We start from the raw sequence: 5,654 nt of genomic DNA on the forward strand, positions 1-5,654 counted from the left end.
CATGCCGTGCGGCAGCCCCGGATAGGTCTTCAGCTTGCCCTTCTTCAGCAGCTTGATGCCCAGCAGGGCGCTGTCGGCGATCGGCACGATCTGGTCGTCTTCGCCGTGCATCAGGAACACCGGCACGTCGACCGACTTGAGGTCCTCGGTGAAGTCGGTTTCCGAGAAGGCCTTGATGCAGTCGTAGTGGGCCTTGGCCCCGCCCATCATGCCCTGGCGCCACCAGTTCTCGATGGTGGCCGGCGAGATTTTCGCACCCGGACGGTTGTAGCCGTAGAACGGACCGGCCGCGACGTCGTGGAAGAACTGGGCGCGGTTGGCGTTCTGGGCGGCGCGGAAGCCGTCGAACACCTCGATCGGCAGGCCGCCCGGATTCTTGTCGGACTTGACCATGATCGGCGGCACCGCGCCGATCAGCACCACCTTGGCGACGCGGCCGGGCTTGGCGCGGGCCGCGTAGTGGATGGCCTCGCCGCCGCCGGTGGAGTGACCGACATGGACGGCGTTCTTCAGGTCCAGATGGTCGGCCAGGGTGATGACGTCGGCGGCGTAGGTGTCCATCTCGTTGCCGGTGTCGGTCTGGCTGGACCGGCCGTGGCCGCGCCGGTCATGGGCGATGACCCGGAAGCCTTCGCCGAGGAAGAACATCATCTGGTTGTCCCAGTCGTCGGCGCTCAGCGGCCAGCCGTGGTGGAACACGATCGGCTGCGCGGTCTTGGGACCCCAGTCCTTGTAGAAGATCTGCGTGCCGTCCTTGGTGGTGACGAAGCCGCTGCTCATGGTCGAGTCTCCTGGGGATTTGGGCGAGGCCTTGGGCGTCGCCGCGGACGATGTGGACGGGGACAGCGACGGGAGCGCGCTCATCAGGGCCAGGGTGAGGCCGCTGGCGACGACGTTGCGTCGCGACGCCCCGTCCCGTCCGCCAAAGCCCTGTTCAACCAGGTCCTGCTCGCCGAGACCCTGCTCGCGCGAACCCTGTTCACCGGAAGATGTGGTCATGCGGCCGCCTCTCTGTCGATCCGGCGCGTGTCGCCGAAGTCCGCCGGGACGCTAGGCCGATCGCCGAGGTCAGGCTTGGACATGCCTGTCGTGACTTGAAGCTTCGTGGCGAATGACAGCGTTGGCGCCTAGGCGATTTCCAGTCGATCTCAGGGCGAGGTCAGACGATCTGGGGACGGAAAAAGGTGTTGGCGGTCAGCCGGCCCAGACGCGGATCGGCGCTGACGGGGCGGTCGGGCAGCATGCCGGCGTGCAGCAGGTTGCTGGCGTAGACCACGATCCGGTTGAACGCCGAGGCCACGACGGCGGTCTGTTCGAAGGTCGCGTCGGAGGCGGTGATGTAGCCGTCGCGGTCGGCCACGCCCTCCGCCATCTCCCGGCGCAGGGCGGTCAGATAGGCCGGACCGCGCTCGGGGTCGATCGCCTCGAAGCCGGTGGCGCGGTGGCGGTAGAAGGCGGTGCCGCCGTGCTCGGGACCGCACAGATAGTGCAGGATCGCGAGCTGGGCCGGGGCCGTGGTGTCGATGTGCGGCAGGCGCTGGGCCAGGCTGGCCTGGTCGGCCGGCAGGACGGCCATCGACAGGGCGCAGGTGACATGGGCCTTGCCGCCCGGCGCCACGCCGAACGCCTCCGCCAGGTGCGGCCGCAGGGGGGTGATCAAGGCCTGCACATAGCCCGGAGGCGCGGTGGCGCGAACGCCGGGATAAAAGTTGGCGGCCGCCTTGACCGGGGCCAGGACGGCCGTATCGGCGGCGAAGTCGACCAGACTTTCCGCGCCGGTCAGCAAGCCGTCGAGGATCAGCACCGGATGGCCCTCGCGGCCGATGCGCAACCGCTCGATGCGAGGATCCAAACCGGGCCCGAAGGCGCTCACCGCCGGGGCGCCTCGCCGGCCTCGGCCGTGGCCATGTCCGGGGCCTTGGAGGTGAAGCCCTTCGTGTAGACGTCGGTCAGCAGGGCGCGATGGTCGGGCAGGCTGGCGGCGGCCCGCAGCCCCGCCTCGCGCACCCGCGCGAAGTCGGCCCGCGCAAGGTCGCCATGCAAGTGGGCGGCCGGATCGATGGTGGCCTCGTAGCCCATGCCGTAGAGAATGTACTGGTAATTGAAGTACTTGAAGCTCTCGTGCAGGTTCGGGAAGTCGAACACGTTGGGCGGCCGGTGCTTCCACATCGCCAGATGGTCCTGGAGACTTTCCGGGATCGAGGCCGGGTCGGCGTTGTCGGTCCAGAAGCTGTTGTCGGTGCGCTGGCTCAGGCAGTAGTGCAGCTTGATGAAGTCGATGGCCCGCAGGTAGCGGTCGTTCATCGCCGTGTTGAACTGGCGGGCGGCGGCCTCCATCCCGCCCTGGCGCGGCAGGTTGCGGGCCAGCATGTAGGCGGCGGCCTCGATCAGCACGATGCCGGTGGATTCCAGCGGCTCCAGGAAACCGCCCGCGAGGCCGACGGCGACGCAGTTCTTGATCCAGTGCCGCTCGCGGTGGCCGACCTTCAGCTTCAGCAGGCGCGGGTTGAGCCCCTCGCCCGCCTTGCCGACATAACCGCGCAGGATCTCCTCGGCGCGATCGTCCGTGGTGTGACGACTGGAGTAGACGTAGCCCGTGCCCCGGCGCTCGGGCAGGCCGATGTCCCAGGTCCAGCCGGCCTCGTGGGCGGTCGAGATGGTGGTCGTGGCCACTGGGGCGTCGGGACGGTCGTAGGGGACCTGCAGGGCCAATGCGCGGTCGACGAACAGGGTGTCGCCCTTGTCGATCCATTCCGAGCCCATGGCCTCGCCGATCAGGGCCCCGGCGAACCCGGTGCAGTCGATATAGAGGTCGGCCGTCAGGTCGCCGTGCTCGCGCGTCTTCACCGAGGCGATCGCGCCGTCCTCGGTCTTGTTGACGCCCAGCACATTGCCCAGCACGTGCTTGACGCCCGTGGCCTTGCCGACGTCGCGCAGCAGGCCCGCCAGCTTGCCGGCGTCGAAATGGTAGGCGTAGGCCATCGGCCCGCCGTACTGCGGATCGTCCAGCCGCTTGGGTCCGCGCATCGCGTCGCAGACCTTGTCCTGCAGGGTGACGGCGTCGGAGAACGGGATGCCGCCCGCCCCGCCCATCAGCCAGTAGGGCGCCAGGTCCAGGCCGCCGTTCAGCAGCCGGGGCTGGGCGAACGGGTGGTAGTAGTGACTGTGGACCCCGTCCTTGGGCGCGGTCTTCCAGTCGACGAACTTGATGCCCTGCTTGAAGGCCGCCCCGGCCTCGCGCATGAACCGCGCCTCGTCGACGCCGATCGTGCGCATGGTGTTCTGGATCGTCGGGAAGGTGCCCTCGCCCACCCCGATGATGCCGATCTCGCTGGACTCGATCAGGGTGATGCGCACCCCGTCCGGCCGCATCGAACCCAGACGCCGGGCCAGGTAGGCGGCGGTCATCCAGCCGGCCGTGCCGCCGCCGACGATCAGGATGTCGTTGATCGGCTTTTCCGTCACGCCCGTCCCCTCACGCTTTTCTCGTTCTTATGACCGCCGGTCAGGCGGGCAGCAGGCAACGCACAGCCTCGCAGATCCGCTCGGCGTCAGGACCCAGCACCACATGCACCGAGCGCTGGCCGACCCGGACGACGCCGCGCGAATCCAGGGCGCTCAGCGCCGCCTCGTCCACCCGGCCGTTGTCTCGAACCACCAGGCGCAAACGGCTGGAGCAGGCGCCCACGGTCTCGACATTGGCCATGCCGCCCAAGGCCGACACCAGGGCCTCGGCCCGTTCGTCGTCGACAGCGGTCGGCAAGGCCGTCGCCGGAACCGCCTTTGCGGGCGCGACGGGCTTGGCCGGCGCCGGCGCGCCCATGGCCGCGCGGATCTCGCCGGCCACGCCATCGGCGATCGGACCGAGCACGACCTGCAGGGCCTTGTCCGACGGCTTGACCACGCCGCGCGCGCCGAGGGCCTTGAGGGCGGGCTCACTGACCGCGCTCTGGTCGACGACGATCAGGCGCAGCCGCGTGGTGCAGGCGTCGACCGACACCAGGTTGGCCGCCCCGCCCAGGGCGGCGACGAAGTCGGCTCCGCGCCCGCCGCCGGTGGTCGCCGCCTCGGCGGTGACCAGGTCGTCGGCTTCGCGGCCCGGGGTCTTGAGGTCGAACTTGACGATGAAGAAGCGGAACAGGCCGTAATAGACCCCGGCGTACAGCGCCCCCAGCGGCAACAGCCACAGCGGATGGGTCGCCTTGCCGAAGTTCAGCACGTAGTCGAACAGGCCGGCCGAGAAGGTGAAGCCCAGCTTGATGTCCAGAGCGTTCATCGCCGCCATGGCCACGCCCGTCAGCACCGCGTGCACCACGTAGAGCAGCGGGGCCAGGAACATGAAGCTGAACTCGATCGGTTCGGTCACGCCGGTCAGGAACGAGGTCAGGGCCAGCGAGGTCAGCATGCCGCCGACCGCCTTTTTCTTCTCCGGTCGGGCCGTGTGGTACATGGCCAGGCACGCGGCGGGCAGGCCGAACATCATCACCGGGAAGAACCCGCTCATGAAGCCCCCGGCGTTCGGATCGTCGGCGAAGAACCGCCGCAGGTCGCCGGTCGCGCCGTGATAGTCGCCGATCACGAACCAGGCGATGTTGTTGAGGATGTGGTGCAGGCCGGTGACGATCAGGATCCGGTTCAGGAACCCGTAGACCAGCAGGCCCAGCTCGCCCGAGCCGACGATGGCCCGGCTGGCCCCGTCGACCAGGCCGTTGATGCCGTCATAGCCGAAGCCGATCAGCACCGCGATCAGCAGGCCGGCCACGCCGCTGACGATCGGCACGAAGCGCCGGCCGCTGAAGAAGGCCAGGTATTCCGGCAGTTTGAATGTCGAGAAGCGGTTGTAGAAAATGCCGCCGATCAGGCCCGAGGCGATGCCGACCGGCACGCTGAGCTTGGCCAGGGCCTTGGCCTTGTAGGCGGCTGAGGCAAGGTCGGCGTGGGCCTTGATCAGGCCCGCCGTGACGTCGGGCGGAACATGGAGCAGGGCCTTGGCGCCCTCGGTGGCGATCAGGAAGCAGACGACACCCGCCAAACCGGCCGCGCCGTTGTTCTCCTTGGCGAAGCCCACGGCGACACCGATGGCGAACAGCAGGCCCAGGTTGGAGAAGATCGCGTCGCCAGCCGCGGCCACGAAGGCGATGTTCAGCAGGTCCGGCTGGCCCAGCCGCAGCAGCAGCCCGGCCACCGGCAGGACGGCGATGGGCAGCATCAGGGCGCGGCCCAGGGGCTGGAGGAATTCGAGCGGGGACTTCATCGTCTAGGCTCCCGCTTTCAGGGTTTGGGCCGCAAAGGCTTTGCAGAGATCTCGAACGGCCTCGGGCGAGGTGAGGTCCAGCGCCTGGCGGGCCAGGGCCTGGCAGGCGGGCACGTTCAGGGTCCGGACCAGGGCCTTGACCTCCGGCACGGTCGCGGCCGTGGCCGACAGCTCGGTGACGCCCAGCCCGACCAGCACCGGCACGGCGACGAGGTCGGAGGCCAGGCCGCCGCAGACGCCGACCCAGCGATGATGCTTCGCCGCGCCCCTGCAGGTCTGGTCGATCAGCCGCAGCACCGCCGGATGCAGAGCGTCGATGCGGGCGGCCTGCTGTGCGCCATCTCGCCGGCCGTCGCCTTCTCGGCCTCGGCGGGTCTCTTCCTGGTCGGCGGCCTGTGCC

General features: G+C 69.1%; 5 protein-coding genes. All 5 read right to left on the bottom strand.

Annotated features, from left to right (window positions below; all coding sequences use genetic code 11):
* The coding region (locus AC1DZ6_RS17500; RefSeq protein WP_477098423.1) for an alpha/beta fold hydrolase at window positions 1-780 on the bottom strand (780 nt) is incomplete at its 3' end.
* Between the two features lie 379 nt (window positions 781-1,159).
* Window positions 1,160-1,873, bottom strand: a complete 714-nt coding sequence (locus tag AC1DZ6_RS17505) for a DUF6445 family protein (protein ID WP_477098419.1) — start codon at window positions 1,871-1,873, stop codon at window positions 1,160-1,162.
* The gene (locus AC1DZ6_RS17510; RefSeq protein ID WP_477098420.1) at window positions 1,870-3,465 is read right to left on the bottom strand and encodes a tryptophan halogenase family protein; all 1,596 of its coding nucleotides are present in this window, start codon (window positions 3,463-3,465) and stop codon (window positions 1,870-1,872) included. Before AC1DZ6_RS17510 ends, AC1DZ6_RS17505 begins: the two co-directional genes overlap by 4 nt.
* 40 nt (window positions 3,466-3,505) lie before the next feature.
* Window positions 3,506-5,254 carry an N-acetylglucosamine-specific PTS transporter subunit IIBC gene (gene nagE / locus AC1DZ6_RS17515; protein ID WP_477098421.1) on the bottom strand — a complete coding sequence of 583 codons (1,749 nt, stop codon included), beginning with the start codon at window positions 5,252-5,254 and terminating at the stop codon, window positions 3,506-3,508.
* Window positions 5,255-5,257: 3 nt separating this feature from the next.
* Window positions 5,258-5,654 (bottom strand): putative PEP-binding protein (locus tag AC1DZ6_RS17520; RefSeq protein ID WP_477098422.1); only part of this gene is annotated, 397 nt, incomplete at its 5' end.

Source organism: Caulobacter sp. P1_B12_2 (genome assembly GCF_056406675.1).